The organism is Leptospira levettii, assembly GCF_002812085.1.
Classification (GTDB): Bacteria; Spirochaetota; Leptospiria; order Leptospirales; family Leptospiraceae; genus Leptospira_A; species Leptospira_A levettii.
In genome coordinates, this window is record NZ_NPDM01000004.1 from 21081 (window position 1) to 36787 (window position 15707).

At 36.8% G+C, this 15707-nt stretch carries 14 protein-coding genes; 6 read left to right on the forward strand and 8 right to left on the reverse strand.

All coding sequences use genetic code 11. The annotated features are described in order from the left end of the window. Positions 1 to 38: 38 nt before the first annotated feature. A complete protein-coding gene (locus CH354_RS12785; RefSeq protein WP_243396079.1) occupies positions 39 to 1190 on the reverse strand; it encodes a DJ-1/PfpI family protein in 1152 nt (383 codons plus the stop codon). 121 nt (positions 1191 to 1311) lie between these two features. Here CH354_RS12785 and CH354_RS12790 point away from each other — a divergent pair, with 121 nt between their 5' ends. Together CH354_RS12790 and CH354_RS12795 are read left to right on the forward strand one after the other, a co-directional pair. Next, a complete protein-coding gene (locus CH354_RS12790; protein WP_100727774.1) occupies positions 1312 to 2454 on the forward strand; it encodes an AraC family transcriptional regulator in 1143 nt (380 codons plus the stop codon). A gap of 76 nt (positions 2455 to 2530) precedes the next feature. Continuing rightward, entirely contained in the window at positions 2531 to 3355 is an 825-nt protein-coding gene (locus CH354_RS12795) for a hypothetical protein (protein ID WP_100727775.1), read from the forward strand. Positions 3356 to 3414: 59 nt separating this feature from the next. Here the strand turns inward: CH354_RS12795 and CH354_RS12800 are convergent, their stop codons facing one another. The 3 genes from CH354_RS12800 to CH354_RS12810 form a co-directional block, all read right to left on the reverse strand. Next, on the reverse strand, positions 3415 to 4302 hold the full coding sequence (locus CH354_RS12800) for a CPBP family intramembrane glutamic endopeptidase (protein ID WP_125172450.1): 888 nt from the start codon (positions 4300 to 4302) through the stop codon (positions 3415 to 3417). 199 nt (positions 4303 to 4501) lie between these two features. Further along, positions 4502 to 5455: a hypothetical protein gene (locus tag CH354_RS12805; RefSeq protein ID WP_100728379.1), complete on the reverse strand. Its 954-nt coding sequence runs from the start codon at positions 5453 to 5455 to the stop codon at positions 4502 to 4504. A gap of 760 nt (positions 5456 to 6215) precedes the next feature. Beyond that, entirely contained in the window at positions 6216 to 6833 is a 618-nt protein-coding gene (locus CH354_RS12810; protein ID WP_100728378.1) for an NADPH-dependent F420 reductase, read from the reverse strand. Between the two features lie 140 nt (positions 6834 to 6973). On the opposite strand from CH354_RS12810, the gene CH354_RS12815 reads away from it, so the two are divergent. Both CH354_RS12815 and CH354_RS12820 read left to right on the forward strand, forming a co-directional pair. Then, entirely contained in the window at positions 6974 to 7366 is a 393-nt protein-coding gene (locus CH354_RS12815) for a winged helix-turn-helix transcriptional regulator (RefSeq protein WP_100727779.1), read from the forward strand. A gap of 125 nt (positions 7367 to 7491) precedes the next feature. Further along, the gene (locus CH354_RS12820; protein ID WP_100727780.1) at positions 7492 to 8928 is read left to right on the forward strand and encodes a RecQ family ATP-dependent DNA helicase; all 1437 of its coding nucleotides are present in this window, start codon (positions 7492 to 7494) and stop codon (positions 8926 to 8928) included. A gap of 5 nt (positions 8929 to 8933) precedes the next feature. On the opposite strand, the gene CH354_RS12825 is transcribed toward CH354_RS12820, so the two are convergent. After that, positions 8934 to 9236 (reverse strand): hypothetical protein, encoded by a 303-nt coding sequence (locus CH354_RS12825; RefSeq protein ID WP_100727781.1) that lies wholly within the window; start codon positions 9234 to 9236, stop codon positions 8934 to 8936. A gap of 140 nt (positions 9237 to 9376) precedes the next feature. On the opposite strand from CH354_RS12825, the gene CH354_RS12830 reads away from it, so the two are divergent. After that, positions 9377 to 9877, forward strand: coding sequence for a hypothetical protein (locus CH354_RS12830; RefSeq protein ID WP_207762720.1), 501 nt, complete (start codon positions 9377 to 9379; stop codon positions 9875 to 9877). A gap of 73 nt (positions 9878 to 9950) precedes the next feature. On the opposite strand, the gene CH354_RS12835 is transcribed toward CH354_RS12830, so the two are convergent. The 3 genes from CH354_RS12835 to CH354_RS12845 form a co-directional block, all read right to left on the reverse strand. Continuing rightward, the gene (locus CH354_RS12835) at positions 9951 to 10322 is read right to left on the reverse strand and encodes a high-potential iron-sulfur protein (RefSeq protein ID WP_100727782.1); all 372 of its coding nucleotides are present in this window, start codon (positions 10320 to 10322) and stop codon (positions 9951 to 9953) included. A gap of 3 nt (positions 10323 to 10325) precedes the next feature. Beyond that, positions 10326 to 12551, reverse strand: a complete 2226-nt coding sequence (katG, locus tag CH354_RS12840) for a catalase/peroxidase HPI (RefSeq protein WP_100727783.1) — start codon at positions 12549 to 12551, stop codon at positions 10326 to 10328. Between the two features lie 169 nt (positions 12552 to 12720). Next, complete coding sequence (locus CH354_RS12845) at positions 12721 to 14220, reverse strand: cryptochrome/photolyase family protein (RefSeq protein ID WP_100766502.1); 1500 nt, start codon at positions 14218 to 14220, stop codon at positions 12721 to 12723. 97 nt (positions 14221 to 14317) lie between these two features. Between CH354_RS12845 and CH354_RS12850 the strand changes: the two genes are divergently transcribed. Beyond that, complete coding sequence (locus tag CH354_RS12850; RefSeq protein ID WP_100766503.1) at positions 14318 to 15706, forward strand: ethanolamine ammonia-lyase subunit EutB; 1389 nt, start codon at positions 14318 to 14320, stop codon at positions 15704 to 15706. Position 15707 lies beyond the last annotated feature (1 nt).

The following is a 15707-nucleotide window of genomic DNA, read 5'->3' on the forward strand; positions in this document are numbered from 1 at the left end:
CTCATCCGATTGTTTTGTTCCTGCAATTCTAAAAACTTTTATGGAAATGGAAATTCCATTTGAAGTGAAACAAATTCCATTGTTGTTTCTCCATACCTTTTCTGGATGGTATCATAGGTTTCCTTAAGTAAGGAAAATGATTTCCCATCCTTTGGAATCAAAACCTTTACATTGATTCCATCACTCTCTGGATTGGTAATATCCGGATAAATGGAAAGGCCAGACTTCGATTTGATCTGTTTTGTTTGGGAAGCGATCGAAGTTACATCTGATCGATACGTTCGTGCATATGCATCCGCCACTAATGCTAAAGAAACCTCATCGATTCCTTCATAAATTGGAATTCCGATTGTTTCATGATTCCAGAAAGACAAATAGTTCTTTGTTGCAAGTAGATAATGATTCCATTTGAATTCGAACTTATCACTGTTATGATTCGGATCCCAGGATTCAACACCGTACAATACAGCAGTTTCAGTGGCTTTTTTCTTTCCAACTAATGTTTCGATTAATGCCAAGGAGATTGGGATGGATGCTGTGACTCCTGAAGTCGTAATCATACGATCGTCATGTACATACCTTTTGTTTTTGGTCCAATTTGTATTTGGAAATGTTTTGATTAATTTATCTTTTGCATACCAATGTCCTGTTGCTTCTCTTCTATCCAACAATCCAGAATATGCAAGTGTCCAAACCCCATCACAGATTCCAATGAATGTGGCACCCATTTCATTTTGTTTTTTTAACCATTTAAGAATGTTTGGATTTTGTGAATTATGAAGAGCAGGAACTATCACAATGTCTGCTCCTTCAGGATGTTCTTTGTCAAATGCGTCAAAAGAAGTTTCCACCTCTACCGACAATGCTGGGAATAGTTGGACCTTTCCACTTACAGGTGCTATAGCGTATAGTTCAGAAATATCTGCTCGTTTCAAAATCCCATACGGAACCAGAAAGTCAGTGAGTTCGGTAAACTCGTTGTCACTTATGATCGTGATGATGGGTTTTTTGTGTTGTGATTTGATTGGAATTTGATTTAAATACTTTTGTTTGGTATGAAAAGGATTGGCAAAGAGGTGAGTGTAAAAAATTCCAAACATAAATATACACAATAGAAATCGCCTTGTGATAGATTGGAATTGTTTTGTTTTACGATTGTTGAATTGGTTTTGTAAAAGGTTTTGGTTCATACAATTCATTATCGCAAAAAATAAATCTTCGGTCGTCCTTCTGGATACAGATGGACTCAGAAATGGATGAAATTTTTTTAAAAAAAATAGACATTCGGAAAATGAAGGAGAAAAAGACCTTATGTTTTTAATTCCTTTTGCTGGTGCAATCGTATCCTTCCTCCTCTTTTTATCCCACTGGCTCGAAACTTACCAAGTGAGAGGAAAACAAAATAACAAGAACAGAAATCCTTCCTATGTTTCTCTTTCCAATTTAGAGAAATTTAATGCAAATCTTCTCTATGACTATTCTTCTGCTCTTTTATTTTTAATTGTATCCTTGGTCCAGTTTCATATGACAGCAGAATTTGCTAATAGCTTTTCATTGTTTCCATATCTATTTGGATTTCATATCCCACTCTTATTACTCATTGGTCCACTTTGTTACCTCTACTTTGAAAAAATGAGTAACGGATCTATTGATAAGGTCCCTTTCATTCATTTGGTACCATCAATTCTGTCAATTGGATTCATCCTACTCCTAAGAGCAACTAACGGAAACGATATAATGAATCTAGGACAATCGAAATTTTGGGGACAAAGTTCGGAAAAATGGATCTTTCTTTTGTTAGGACTCGGTGTTGTTTCCATTTTCTTTTATACGTCTCAAATCTTATTCCAATTCGTCAAATGGAGGATACAATCTAAAGAAGATCTAAAAACTTCATTCCCACCTTTTTTACGATTAATCGTTTATACCACTTCGATCACATTTTTGTTTTTAATTGCTCAAATCTTTTATATGGAAGTATTTTTACTCGCTTGTAGTGGATTATTTCTACTTTTGATTTATATTTTTTTGCAGAGAACAAATCGTTTCGAGATGATTCCGAATTTCGAAACGGAAACTAGTGTTGCCCGTTATAAAGAAAGCAGAACCAAAGGAATCGATATACAACATGTTATCAAACGATTGGATTATTTGATGAATACTGAACATTTATACACTAACGAAGAATTGACATTACAAACTTTGGCGAGTCGTTTAGACTTAGATTCCCATCAACTGTCTGAAATTTTGAATCATAACTTAGGGATTGGCTTTCGAAATTATATCAATGAATTTCGATTAGAAACAGCGGCAAAACTTTTAAAGGAGAATCCTGGAATGACAATCATAAGTATCATTTATGCTTCCGGATTTAATTCTAAATCGGCATTTCATACTCTTTTCCAAAAAAAATATGGAGTCACTCCACAGGTTTATCGCAAGAATTTTCTTTAATCAAAACCAAATTTGAATTGCAAAATTGATCTTTTCGGAGGCAATCATTACCGCTAACAAAGTAGGAGATCTCTCTATGGAAACACGGTTTTTAAAATGGGCTGAAATACTTGATTTTCTGATTTTAATTGGTTCAAGTGTAACGTTGGTAGCTTGGATCTTCGGTGTTCCCTTATTTTACCATGCAGACGGACCAGTGCTTTCCATTTTTACTTCAATTTCCCTTCTTGTCATTGTTAGTTTGCGATTAGCAACTCGGCATTTTCAACTTTGGCCATTTACAGCAAATTTGGCATTTCTCATGATCGTTGGGGGAGGGAATATCTCTTCCATATTGATGTTGTTGTCTGCACCTGCCGTACACATCAACCCTAAGTCAACACTTGTTATGACCTCAATTTCCACTTCCATTGGACTCATTTTTTTTAGTTTTTACGAGATTCTTTTGTATTTAAGGAGAACACCAAATCGATTTTGGATTTTGGATGATATTCTGATTCACCTAGCGCTTGTTCCTGGAGGACTTAGTTTAATTGGTCATTTATTTCAGAATCCAAACTATTTAAGTATGTCAATCGACCCAAGGGTTGGGATCTCTTTATTAGAAATGGCTTTTATGGCTCTACTAGCTCTCTCCACAGTACTTTCGAATCCAAATTTGTTTCTTTGGAAATTTTTAAAATCTGGCACTGCAAACCAACTCATATTTGTTGGGTTGTTTGTGAATCAATATATAGCTCCAATCATTTATCTAGTGTTAATGCATGATGATTGGAAATCGGGAGATTTTGGGCCAGAACTTTTTATCTTTTTTGGTGGAGTGATTGCAACGTTAGGATTTTTGTTATTCCAGGCAAAATTAGAGGAAAACAATTCTTTGCTAAGAAGTGGAATCAATTGAATCGATGATTCCAAAGTATGGGTTGTCAAAATGTGTGAGCGTGATTATAGCTAACCCCTTTATCCAGTAGGCATTTGGTCTTTTTGTAACATTTGTTCAAAAAATCGTTTGAGCCCAAATAAGAACAAAAACATAAACATCCATGAAATGAACCCCGTAACGAGCCTCTCACCACCGAATAACCAATGATAGTCGTGAGGAATTGGAGAAACAAAGAATGATTGCATTTTGACAACGTACACCCAACCTGCATGAATACCGATCGGCAAATAAAGGGACCTAGTATAAATCCATGCATAAGACAGAGCATATCCTACTAAAAACAATCCTATGAATTCCGGAATCAAGATAAGTATATCTTGGATAGGCCGGATAAAATGTGTGATCGAAAAAAACAAACTTGTAAAGATCGCTGCTTTTTTCTCACCCCATTCGACAACAAAGGATTGAAGAAGATAACCTCTAAAGAATAGTTCTTCAACAAAACCAATACAAAATACAGAAAGTAAAAAATAGAAAGAAATCAAATAATCAAATGCTAAAAATTCTTTGGGTGCCCAAGTTGATACTCCAAAAATTACTTTGGTGGCAACTACAAAACTGAGGGATGCCATCCCAGCTAAAAATCCTAAAAATAAATCTTTCTTTCGTTTTGATATGTTTTCCAATCCAAGAGAACGAATCGGTTTTTTTTCTATCCTTTTGTAAAACCAAAGTAACGAAAAGAATAGAATCACTGTTGTTGTCCGTGATAAAATTTTCGAATAGGAGAAGGGTTTTAATTCAATCTGGGGATTGTTTTCAGCGATACTATTTTGAATTCCATATAGGAAGAAACTGATGATGAAACTAACGCTGATTACTAAAGCAAAAAAGTATGTGAATTTTTTAGATGTTTGCATGGGATTCAAACGTAAAGAGGAATGGATTTCGATTTTGTATAGCATTGTTTTGAAAGAAGGAAAAAAATTGGAATGTTTTCTCAATTCCGGATCGTAATCATTGCTAGGGCAACGACTGAATTTTGTTCAGAAGGAGAAAACCAAACAAAGGTTTGTTTTTAATTGAAATCTAGAATGAAACATGGATCAATCCAACCATCACAACATTCTTTTCGGGAAGTGTGATGGTAAAGGGATTGGATCGTTAATTGGGGATAAAGATGGACTCGGCTTCGTTTTGTGATCCTCCTCCTGGATTTAAACAAGTGTTCTCACTGTAAGCAGTTGAAAAGCCACCTTCATCATAATAATTACGTGTTGTTAATCCTTGGTCACCTGGATATGTACAACGCCCTGATCTTGTTGGGTTATAAACTGCCATTTGTGCATCACAGTTATTAGCCGTTGCAGGTCCTAATCCCATAGTATCATAACATAAGTTAAATGTCCAACCACTGTATGTTAACTTGGCTGAGCTGGATGCAACAACTCCACTATTGGCAATTTGCATATTGTATGTACCATCGAAACCACTGATGTGTTTGACCATAATGTAAACAGTTCCCGCATTTAAAGATACTTTGTTAAATTCTGCACCAGTTCTTCTTTTTTCAGCAAAAGGGATTGGATTACCACCGAGGGAAGTGAAGTAATATAGGTCTAGATCGGAAAGATTATGACCAAAGGTATTAAACACATGGTTTGCAGTTGTCGCAGTAATTTGGAAAAAACTTTTATTATCTCTTCCGTCAATAGGACGGAGTAGGTTGACTGGTTGGTTGATAGACCAACTGAGAATAGGTCGATACCGAACTTTGATCGAAAATAGTATGGTTCCATTCTTTTCGATCACAAAATCAACTGCTTGGTTTTCTGTAATCCCAGGAATGGTTGGCATCGTGAATTGAATTGTATCGGAAGAAACAGCGGAAACACCCGTTGCCGTGACGCCACCAATTTTGAGAGTGATCCCTGATAATTTCCCGACAAGTTCACTGTTTTGTAATTGGTTTTGGGAGCCAGGATAACCTAAGTCCAGGATGACATCATTTGGTGTTAGAAGGTAAAGGCCAAGAATTGTTAATTCTGTATCAGAATTTTCTTTTTTTCTGCAACCTATGAAACAAAAGAGAACGAGGATGATGGAAATGAACCGCATAGTATATACGATGTTATATGGTACAAAATAATAAGTAAATTCATAATTTAAATTATTTGAATGTTCTTTTTTGATTTATTTATTTGAAAGTATTACGTAGCGATTTTGATGAATTGACTATAAACAATTTTCACAAAAATCAAAGTCGTTCGTTTTTGGATAGAAATTGTATCAGAAGATTAATTTTCATCATTTTTTATTACATGATTCGCAAAATGACACATTTTAATACAATTGGTATCTCCTAAATGGTATATATTATAAGATTGGAATACACATCAGAGTCACCAAATGTGAATTGAAGGAATATTGTTTGGTATGCCTACTGGCAACTACGCCAATAGCTGGTTTGGTGATAGATTCTTTTTGAACAATTGAAGGCAAAAAGCCACAAACATCGAGTTTGCGGAATTCCCCAAGCAACTTGCTTGCGATAATTTACATTCCCTTTTAGATTTTGATACGAAACAAATTTTGGTTAGATTTTGTAGGGAAGGGAAAATTAATACCGAGCTATTATTTTGGGATCACTAAGTTACATGTTTTGACTCTATCCTTTTGTTATCGTGAACAAAGGAAGGATAAATTGCCAGGAGGAAGGAGTCATGTTTCCGAAACCTAAAACACATGATCCGGAAGATCCTTTTCCAATTTGCCTTCTTCATGGTGACAATTGAAACTCTTACTAAAAATCGAAAGCGAAAAAGAACTTAAAATTGTTTGTAATATTTAAATTTTGTCTTATAGAATATTTTTTTAGTTATCGTTTTAATAATTTAAATCCAATTTCTCTCCCTAATTTTTGAAACATAGCTAGGTTGATCCAAAAGAATGCAAATTCTTCCATGAGCGCAAATTTGTCATTCCCACCCACATCATAACAATCGGCAAATCCTAAATCCAGTGTGAGTTGTTTTGCGATCTCTTTACCACTTCTTGAATCACCAGCCATAAACATATCGAGGTTTGTATCACCATATTTTGGATTGAGTAGATTATTGGCACCAGTTGTATTAAAACATTTCACAACATCTTTGGATTGTGTGTGTTTCAGAATGATTTCTGTCGTCGATGAGTGTAAATTGGAGGGTTCTTTTTGGACCATATTCATTGTATCGATGATGATTTTTCCTGTTGTATCACCTAACGATTTTACGACATTCAAAGTTTCTTTTGCGGGCGTAGAAATCACTACCACGTCAGATTGTTTGACAGCTACTTCGATGGCACAAGCAGTAATATTCGGAAGTGAGAGAAGTTCTTTGCCTTTAAAATTCTCTGGATTCCGAACTCCCAAAAAGATTTGATGGCCCTTTTTTGACCAACCCATTGCCAAAGCTCCACCAACATTTCCAGTTCCAATGATTGCAATTTTCATATATAGAACTCCTTCTTTAAGTCTATAGAGGGATTTATTTTTTTAAATTTGCAATTCGATTTGTATGGAAAATAAACAGTTTTGGACTATACCATGTGTAATGGTGATAAACTTACCAATTGGTAGGTAGCTGGAGGAATATGCCTGAATTTAAATACAAAGGAAAATTATATTATAATCCTGTAGAATTTGTGTTAGATTGGATAGGTGGTGCTTGGAAGATGCCCATCCTTTGGAGACTAAGGGAAAAAACACTACGTTATAGTGAGATCAAAAAATCATTAACTCATATTTCCGATAAAATGTTGGCACAGTCCCTCCGCGAATTAGAAGAAAATGGACTTGTCAACCGAAAGGTGTATGCTGTTGTGCCTCCGCATACGGAATACTCTCTTACAGATCTTGGTAAAAAAACAATCCCTATGATCATGTCCTTACGAGAACTTGGCATTACGTTTATGAAAACTTCCGGAGCCTATACAGAAGATTTGGAATCATTTCCAAATGCAAAACCAACCAAGAAAAATAGATAAATCATTACATCTTCTATCTTCAGAAGGAGTAGTCTTCCTCTATAAGATCATCATAGGTGAATGAATCGTATGAAAAAATGATCTCATTGGAACGGACGAAATTGAATTGTGGTGAAAGGATAAGAATGAAAACGGATATACTATATGAACCTTTTGGAATTACGGAATTCCGAGGGAATCAAGAATTGATTATAAAACACATAATCAGTGGCAAAAATGCTTTAGTCATTATGCCTACGGGAATGGGAAAATCAATTTGTTACCAAATTCCTGCATTGGTATTACAAGGAACTTGTATTGTCATCTCACCTCTTATTGCTTTAATGAAGGACCAAGTGGATGCATTGGTGCAAAAAGGGATCTCTGCCACCTATATCAATTCTAGTTTAAATTGCACAGAAAGAATGAAACGGTATGAAGCGTTAAGAGCTGGCGAATGGAAAATGGTTTACGTCTCTCCTGAAAGATTTCAAAAAAAGGAATTTTTAGATGTTTTGTCCAAAATACAAATATCTCTACTGGCAATTGATGAAGCACATTGTATTAGCCAATGGGGACATGACTTTCGTCCTGATTATACCAAAATTAAATGGTTTCGTGAGATCTTAAAATACCCACCCACAATTGCCTTAACAGCAACTGCCTCAAGTCGCGTACAAGCAGATATCATGGAACAAATGGGGTTAAAATCTCATGAAATCCAAGTTTTTGATGATGGATTATTTCGCCCCAATTTGCATCTGTCTGTTTCAGAATGTTTTGATGTGGAAACAAAATACAAACAGTTGTTAGAAGATTTGAAGTCCAAAAATGGAGTTTCTATTTTATACTTTAGTCTCATCCAAGAATTAGAAAATTTTAGTCGATGGTTAGATACCAAACGATTCTCACATTTGGTTTACCATGGAAAACGTTCCAACCAAGATCGAAGTAAAACACTTACAAAATTTTTAAAATCAGATTCTGTTGTGTTACTCGCAACCAATGCATTTGGGATGGGTGTTGATAAGTCGAATGTCAGAAATGTTTTCCATGTACAAATTCCTGGAAGTATCGAAGCATATTACCAAGAAATAGGAAGGGCAGGGAGAGATGGTAAACCTTCAGAGTGCAAATTGTTTTATACAGAAGATGATTTGGCGATCCAAATGGATTTTATAGATTGGCAAAATCCAGATATATCCTACTTAAAAAAGCTCTATTTGTTGTTATCCCAAAAACAAAACCAATTATCCGCTCTTGATTACGAGACAATCCAATCCTTTATGACTTATAAAAACAAATCAGATCATAGGGTACAAACTGCTATCAATTTACTATCACGTGTAGGTCTAGTGTCTGGTGATTTAGAACAAGGAACCTTACAACTGGAAAGTGAATGGGATGATTCACTATTTTCAAAAGAAGAATTGGAAGCTAAAAAAATGGAAGGTGGAAAACGACTCTACCAAATGCTCCAATACACCAAAACAAATGATTGTCGGAGAAAGTTTATCCACCAATATTTTGATTCCCCATTTATTTCATGTGGGAATTGTGATCTTTGTCTAGAGAGCAACTAACTTACTTAAGCTGCCTTAAATAAATCAAAGTCAAACTCACTTGGTCTGTAAAAATATCTAGCTTTTTCTCTGGAAAGAGTTTGAACAGAAGTGGTTACATAAATTTCTTTTGTAATCCCATTTGGAATCAATCGAAACAAATCTCTAAATTTACGAGTAGGTGGAACATTAAATTCCCAGCAGATTTCTTCTTCAATGGCAAGTAAACTTTCAAGATAGTTTTCTGTTTCCCCTATGACAATTGTCTTATTTTCCATTTGTTTAGAAACATCAAAGTATTCTTCTAAAAGTGATTCTACGTAATCCATAATTGACCTCTTCATGAAGTCTATCCTACTGGAAACCTAGGACAAAATAGGTGGGAACGAAAAAAAAATCGAAAAAAAGATAGAATTTTAAATTCTCACATGCAGGATTTTTATCAAATTTCTTGGGACTAGGTGCTTTCATGTTATCCATTCGTTCATTCATTTATGGGATTCTTTTTTTTTCGATTTTGATTTCTTCATGTTCCTCTCCACCTACACAAATTTCAGAAACTCCAACCCTGGAAAAAGAGAAAGTCATCGAACGGAATTGGTCTGTGAATCCGATGTGTTGCAAACTCTCTGCAGAGTTTTTGGGAGTGGTGGTACTCGATCAAATTTGTGTAAGTGAAACAGAAACAAAATTAAAACTCCATACAAAAGATTGGAAACGAGTATGTGTTCTGAAGGAAGGAATGGTTTTTCGTGATGAGTTAGGAACCAATTACCCATTCATAAAATCGGAAGGTGTAGATTTATGCCCAAAGCGGACAAAAATGAAAGACACTCCATTTTATTTGGTGTTTACGAGTATGTCATCTGAGTCCAAGTCATTTGATTTAATTGAAGACAAAAACGCAAAATTTGCGCACAAACCATGGACGTTTGAAGGTGTTGATCTCCGTCAGTGCCAATGGCAGTAGAGATAAAATCCAGTTTTGGTTCCCATCCAAATGATTTCCCTTTGGGGTGAACCAAAACAGTTTAAAATTAAAATTACATTTTTTTAGAAAAAGCGGAACACCAACCTTTCGTTGCCACAACACCATTTGTTAAGATTGAACATTTTCCCCAACCTTCATTGAGTTTTGTAAATTGGGCACATTGCAGACAAACTTGGTTTTTGGCTTGTGGTTGTTTCCTTTCTGGATACAAATTAAAATCAGTATTCTTTGCATCATGGTGAAAACCTAATGCCTGTGCGGTGGGATCGTTTTCGGATACTGGTTTTAAGCCATCTGGTGGATCCGAAATTTTTTCTTCGTTTATTCCTTTTGCAAATAGATTCCACTCTCCCCCTAAAAGGAAGAGAGCGGACGCAAGAACAATGGAACGTTTCAGAAATCGTTTTCGTGTGAACGGTTCCATGTTTTATTTCACATCAAATCGATCGGACATCATCACTTTGTTCCATGCGGAAACAAAATCTTTCACAAACTTTTCTTTAGCATCATCCGAAGCATACACTTCAGCAACTGCACGAAGTTCTGAGTGAGAGCCAAAAATCAAATCAACAGACGTTGCAGTCCATCGTTTTGATCCTGTTTTGCGATCGAGACCTTCATACAATCCTTCTGTTTGTTCTGATTTTTGCCATTTGGTAGACATGTCGAGTAAGTTCACAAAAAAATCATTCGTCAAAACTCCTGGTTTCGAAGTGAATACTCCATGTTTAGATTTACCGGTATTTGCATCTAATGCACGCATTCCGCCAAGTAATACTGTCATCTCGGGGATTGAAAGTGACAACATGTTTGCTTTGTCGACTAACATCTCAGTTGGTGACATATAATTACCTGGTCCGTAATAGTTTCTAAAAGCATCTGCTTTTGGTTCTAGTACCGAAAAGGAATACTCATCAGTTTGTTCCAAACTGGCATCTGTTCTACCTGGGGTGAATGGTACAGATACTTTCACTCCTGCTTTTTTTGCTGCTTCTTCGATCGCAACATTTCCAGCAAGAACGATGAGGTCCGCAAGAGAGATTTTACTTCCTGACTTGTTGAAGTCTTCTTGGATTTGTTCTAGTTTGTTTAGAACTTTTGTTAACTCTTCTGGATCATTGACAACCCAATTCTTTTGAGGTGTTAGGCGGATCCTTGCACCATTGGCACCACCTCGCATGTCCGTACTGCGGAAAGTAGATGCAGATGCCCATGCTGTTCTGACAAGTTGTGGGATTGTCAGTCCAGATTTTAGGATTTTTCCTTTCAGGATTTCAATTTCCTTTGTAGTTACCAATTTATGAGAAACTGCGGGCACAGGGTCTTGCCAAATCAAAGCTTCTTTTGGAAGGTCTTTGCCTATGTATCGAGAGAGAGGACCCATATCTCTGTGAGTTAATTTGAACCATGCTTTTGCAAATGCGAGTTCAAACTCTTTCGGGTTTTCTTGGAAACGTTTTGCGATTACTTTATAACTTGGATCAAATTTTAATGCCAAGTCGGTTGTAAACATGATGGGAGCATGGCGTAACGATTTGTCATGAGCATCTGGAACCATGTTTGCACCGGCTCCATCTTTTGGAATCCATTGGATGGCACCAGCTGGACTTTTTGTTTGTACCCATTCAAAGCCAAATAGATTGTTTAGGTATTGAGTTGTCCACTTAGTAGGGTTTGCCGTCCATGCCCCTTCAAGACCACTGGTAATAGTGTCTTCTGCGTTTCCTTTTTTGTAATTGTTTTTCCAACCAAATCCTTGTTCTTCGATCCCAGCAGCTGCTGGTTCTTTTCCAACATGTTTGGATGGATCAGCTTTACCGTGAGCTTTCCCGAATGTATGTCCACCTGCAATCAGTGCGACTGTTTCTTCGTCATTCATTGCCATTCGGCCAAATGTTTCACGAATATCTTTAGCGGCTGCTAGTGGGTCAGGATTCCCATTAGGCCCTTCTGGATTGACATAGATAAGTCCCATTTGAACGGCAGCGAGTGGGTTTTTTAATTCTCGATTGCCTTTGTATCTTTGGTCTTCCAAGAATTTTTTCTCAGGACCCCAATAGACTAAGTCTGCTTCCCAATCATCAGTTCTTCCGCCAGCAAATCCATAGGTTTTGAATCCCATCGACTCTAGTGCGACGTTCCCTGTTAACACCATGAGGTCTGCCCAAGAAATTTTTTTACCGTATTTTTTCTTAATTGGCCATAACAACCTCCTTGCTTTGTCGAGGTTTGCATTATCTGGCCAACTATTGAGTGGTTCAAACCGTTGTTGTCCACCACCAGCTCCACCACGCCCATCAGAAATTCGATAGGTTCCTGCACTATGCCAAGCCATACGAATGAAAAAAGGACCGTAATGTCCATAATCAGATGGCCACCAATCTTGGGATGTGGTCATCAGTGTTTTGATTTCTTGTTTTAAGGTTTGGATGTCCAATTCCTTGAACTCTTTGGCGTAATTGTATTGCCTGCCCATCGGACTTGACTCTGCACTGTGTTGGCGGAGTGGTGCCAAGTCCAAGCGTTCTGGCCACCAAAATTGGTTGGATGTGTTTTGGCGGTCCATCCCTTGGGTCTCTTTGGTGTCCGCGGCTCCGATTGGGCTAAGGAACAACACAAGGAGAGCGATTGTGAAACGTCTGAAATTTCTCATACTGACCTTCTCTTTCTAGATTTAGTATAGAATTAGATTTAATCTAATTTAGGAGGCAAGCAAAATTTTTTAGATTCAATCTAAATTTATACATGGAATTGTCGTTTTTCGGGCATGAGGCAAGGTGATTGGCTCTGGTCTAACTTCATAAGCCTCGTTCCTTCGGGTTTTAGGAATGGAAGGTAAGTTTGTCTTTCCAGACTTTTGCTCTCTCGAAGAGTTTTTCCTTCCTATCTTTTTGCATTCGGTGTAAATTTCCCACGAGGACAGCAGTGCGAGGGTTTTTGGAAAACTCTGATTGATGGGCTTCGATAAACGACCAATACAATCCATCCACAGCTTCTTCCCATTCTCCTTTTGGAAAGCTGCCCATTTTTTGGTAATAGTTCGATCCGCATATGTATGGTTTGGTGGCAAAAACTCCGCCATCACTAAAGAGGGCCATCCCATAAACATTGGGTCCCATCACCCAATCAGACGAGTCAATGAACATCTCCATAAACCAACGGTAAGCTTCTTTAGGATGGATTTCGAATAACACCATTAATGATCCCAGCACCATCAATCGTTCAATGTGGTGTGCATATCCATACTTTGTGCACTTCTTAATCACAAAATCGAGAGGTGGAATGCCAGTATTACCATCAAACCAATGTTGTGTGAATTTTCGTTTGTGACCAAAATGATTTTTTGATTCTTGGATCTCTCCAAAATTTTGATCGATTCCCCGAATGAATTCTCGCCAACCAATGATTTGGCGGATGAAACCTTCCAATGATTCAATAGGGATTTTATATTTCTTTGCGTGATCTAACGTAAGTTCTACAACTTCCTTGGGAGTTAATAAACCCACGTTTAAAAATGGAGTGAGTACCGAATGTTGTATAAACGGAAAGGTTTGTGAAAAAGCATCTTCATATGGACCAAATAAATCTAATCTTTCCTTAAGAAATTGATCTAACCAATGTTTAGCACCATTACGAGTTGTTGGTAACCAAAAATTTTCTGTGTTTCCGGGATGGTTTGGAAAATGATTTTCAACCAAATGGAACACTTCCTTCTCTTTGTTTGTAAAATTGATTTGGGGTAAATTGGGAGCTTGGTAGGATTTTGGAAGTTTTTTCCGATTTTCTGTGTCAAAACTCCATTTCCCACCAATCGGTTCTTTTTTATCATCAACTAACACATGTAATGATTTTCGTTGTGATTCATAAAAAGTTTTCATAAATGGTTTTTTATGAGTTAATAAATAGGCTTCAAAATCTTTGCGTTTTGTCAGAAACATAGGAGATCGATGTACGATTCCTTTTACATTTGCCTTTTGGAGTAACGAAAGGATTCTCTTTTCAAAAAATCGATCTTCGATTTCAAAGTAGTGTAATTCAGCAATGGATTCTTTTAACAGAAAATTTGACAGCTTTACTTCATAGGAATCGGAATTTACATCCAAAGGTTCGTAGTGAACCAAAAATCCTAATCCTCTTAGTTCTTCTGCATAAGCTCTCATTGCTAAAAAGAAAAATAATATTTTCTGTTTGTGAAACTGGAAGTACGTACATAATTCTTTGTCTTCGCGTATAAAAACAATGTACTCGGAACGTTTGTCTTCGGGGATTATCGCATCTAAATCGAAAAGTTGGTTTCCAAGGACGAGAAGGGCTTTTTTCATACATTGTCTATTTTTTAGACAAAACTGTTTGTAAAATTGAGAATCGAAATATGGGAAAAGTTCTATTCTAAAAAGAAAAATCAGGTATAGTAAACGAGTGAGTTATCAAATCATCATTGGAAAAAAAACATATCAGTTCTGTGACTTAAAAGAAGTTTTGGCAAAAGCATCTCCTCTTCGTTCTGGAGATATTTTAAGCGGTTTAGCAGCAGAAAACCAAGAAGAGAGAATTGCTGCACAAATGGTATTAGCTGATATTTACTTATCAGAATTTTTAAATATCGAAATAATTCCAGCAAACAAGGATGAGGTGACGAGACTCATTTTAGAATCACATGATCATTCTGCATTTAAGATGATTTCCCATTTGACGGTAGGCGGATTTCGGGATTTTTTACTATCGGAAACAACTGATTTACCTGTTTTAGAATCCATTCGAATGGGACTCACTCCCGAAATGGTTGCTGCTGTTTCAAAACTCATGTCCAATCAGGATCTAATTTTGGTTAGTCAAAAAATCAGAATTATCACAAAGTTCCGAAATACAATAGGATTACCAGGGAGGTTATCGGTTCGTTTGCAACCAAATCATCCCACCGATGACCCGAAAGGAATTGCCGCAGGTATCTTAGATGGATTGTTACTAGGTAGTGGAGATGCTGTGATTGGAATTAATCCTGCCACTGACCATGTGCCCACTTGTATCACATTATTAGAAATGTTAGATACGATCATCCAAACATATTCCATTCCAACACAATCCTGTATCCTCACTCATGTTACCACTTCCATGCAAGTGATGCAAAAAGGAGCACCACTAGACTTAGTATTCCAATCGATAGGCGGAACAGAAGATTTGAATCAGAGTTTTGGGATCAATCTGTCTCTCTTAGCAGAAGCAAAAGATATGGCATTGTCATTGAAGAGAGGAACGATAGGCAATAACGTAATGTATTTTGAAACAGGGCAAGGGAGTGCTTTGTCAGCTGGGGCACATCATGGAATCGACCAACAAACATTAGAAGTAAGAGCTTATGCGGTTGCTCGGAAATTTTCTCCCTTACTTGTGAATACTGTCGTTGGTTTTATTGGTCCTGAGTATTTATACAATGGAAAACAAATCATTCGAGCAGGATTGGAAGATCATTTTTGTGGGAAACTTATGGGGTTACCTATGGGAGTTGACATTTGTTATACGAATCATGCTGATGCAGACCAAGATGATATGGATACATTATTAACTCTGCTAGGAGTGGCAGGGTGTAATTTTATCATGGGGATACCTGGTGCTGACGATGTCATGTTATCCTACCAAAGTACTTCATTTCATGATGCATTGTATCTAAGACAAGTGTTGGGACTAAAACCGACCCCTGAATTTGAGGAATGGTTAGTTCAGAAAGGAATTTTTTCCAATGGAAAACAATTTTTACCCGTTGAGAATCAAATTGTCTCTTTGTTTGAAAAAGACATGAGGTTGGATTGAG

What these genes read in the sequence shown, in the direction of transcription:
- CH354_RS12785 (WP_243396079.1), bottom strand. Translation starts at nt 1,190, where the DNA reads ATGAACCAAAACCTTTTACAAAACCAATTCAACAATCGTAAAACAAAA.
- CH354_RS12790 (WP_100727774.1), top strand. Translation starts at nt 1,312, where the DNA reads ATGTTTTTAATTCCTTTTGCTGGTGCAATCGTATCCTTCCTCCTCTTT.
- CH354_RS12810 (WP_100728378.1), bottom strand. Translation starts at nt 6,833, where the DNA reads ATGAAAATTGCAATCATTGGAACTGGAAATGTTGGTGGAGCTTTGGCA.
- CH354_RS12795 (WP_100727775.1), top strand. Translation starts at nt 2,531, where the DNA reads ATGGAAACACGGTTTTTAAAATGGGCTGAAATACTTGATTTTCTGATT.
- CH354_RS12815 (WP_100727779.1), top strand. Translation starts at nt 6,974, where the DNA reads ATGCCTGAATTTAAATACAAAGGAAAATTATATTATAATCCTGTAGAA.
- CH354_RS12845 (WP_100766502.1), bottom strand. Translation starts at nt 14,220, where the DNA reads ATGAAAAAAGCCCTTCTCGTCCTTGGAAACCAACTTTTCGATTTAGAT.
- CH354_RS12805 (WP_100728379.1), bottom strand. Translation starts at nt 5,455, where the DNA reads ATGCGGTTCATTTCCATCATCCTCGTTCTCTTTTGTTTCATAGGTTGC.
- CH354_RS12800 (WP_125172450.1), bottom strand. Translation starts at nt 4,302, where the DNA reads ATGCTATACAAAATCGAAATCCATTCCTCTTTACGTTTGAATCCCATG.
- CH354_RS12825 (WP_100727781.1), bottom strand. Translation starts at nt 9,236, where the DNA reads ATGGATTACGTAGAATCACTTTTAGAAGAATACTTTGATGTTTCTAAA.
- katG (WP_100727783.1), bottom strand. Translation starts at nt 12,551, where the DNA reads ATGAGAAATTTCAGACGTTTCACAATCGCTCTCCTTGTGTTGTTCCTT.
- CH354_RS12830 (WP_207762720.1), top strand. Translation starts at nt 9,377, where the DNA reads ATGTTATCCATTCGTTCATTCATTTATGGGATTCTTTTTTTTTCGATT.
- CH354_RS12835 (WP_100727782.1), bottom strand. Translation starts at nt 10,322, where the DNA reads ATGGAACCGTTCACACGAAAACGATTTCTGAAACGTTCCATTGTTCTT.
- CH354_RS12820 (WP_100727780.1), top strand. Translation starts at nt 7,492, where the DNA reads ATGAAAACGGATATACTATATGAACCTTTTGGAATTACGGAATTCCGA.